This window comes from Protofrankia sp. CiP1_Cm_nod3 (assembly GCF_982290655.1).
In genome coordinates this window covers 59,370-60,392 of the sequence record NZ_CEVIVD010000013.1, presented here as the reverse complement: position 1 = coordinate 60,392, position 1,023 = coordinate 59,370, and the positions used below count along the sequence as shown (strand labels likewise).

The window sequence follows — 1,023 nt, the reverse complement described above, 5'->3', positions numbered from 1 at the left end:
CCCCCCATCTAGCGCCTTTGGCGCGAGATGGGGCCCCTGCCTCTGGGGTGGGCCGTCGGGAGTGGCTTCGGGATCATCTTCGCGATGATCCCGAAGGGGGCGGTTGGTTGGGCTGTGGGCTGCTGTGGGAATGTTGGTGGCTTTTGGGATGAATTGTAGGGAAAGGGTAGTTTCGGGGTTGTTTTGATGATGATTTTTAGGGGGCTGTGCATGCGAGGGCCTGCTCGCCGTGGGCGCCTGGGCTTCGGGGTGATCCTGTGAAGGACGTGGCTGGTCGGGGCGGGTGTGTGTCGCGTGATACCGGCGTCGCGGCGTGGGTCCGCCCGGCGGGTGGGTGACCTACGGCTGGCGGGTGCGGGGGGGTGGCCGGCGGGAGAGCAGGCCGGAGGTCTGCAGGACCCGGAGTTCGATCGCGAGTTCGTGGACCTCCGGCGGCAGCGACCGATGGTTGGCGGCCAGAGCGATCAGGGCGGTCTGTGTCCGGTCGGCGAGGCTGTCCAGGGCGCGCTGGTGCGTACGCATCTGGGCGCGCTCGTCCTGGAGCACGCGCAGGGTCTCCTCCTGCCAGCGCCGGGCACGCATCAGGTCCTCGCTGGCGCTCGCGGCCTGCTGTTCGGCGTCCTCCAGGCGTCCGAGCAGATGGTCCAGCTGTTCCAGCCTCGTTGCAAGTTCCGCGACGAGATCATTGCGGACGGTGTTCAGCGATGGGGTCATCAGGCCGCGCCGTCCTCGTCGTGGATATGAGGGACGGCGGCGCGCTGGCTGCCGGCGCCAGAGGTATGGCCAGGGATGAGGAGCCGACGGCTGCCGCCGAGCGAGGATCGGGAGAACCGCGTAGGGAACGGCCTCCTGTGAAAGCCCGACACGATCCATTACGGTAGCTGACAGCGTGGTCCTCGTGAATCCCGTTGGGGAGGTCATGCCATGGGACAATCGGTACAATACGATCAAATCGTACAATTGGCCGTATGGTCATCCTGGCGCGACCGGCCTGCTATGACTGGCCTGCTATGACTGGCCTGC

General features: G+C 66.4%; 1 protein-coding gene. It reads right to left on the bottom strand.

The annotated features are described in order from the left end of the window. Positions 1 to 339 precede the first annotated feature (339 nt). Complete coding sequence (locus AC5LUJ_RS05065) at positions 340 to 714, bottom strand: hypothetical protein (RefSeq protein WP_250284835.1); 375 nt, start codon at positions 712 to 714, stop codon at positions 340 to 342. Positions 715 to 1,023: the final 309 nt, after the last annotated feature.

Excerpts from the sequence above, each read along its gene's own strand:
- AC5LUJ_RS05065 (WP_250284835.1), bottom strand. The coding sequence starts at position 714 with ATGACCCCATCGCTGAACACCGTCCGCAATGATCTCGTCGCGGAACTT.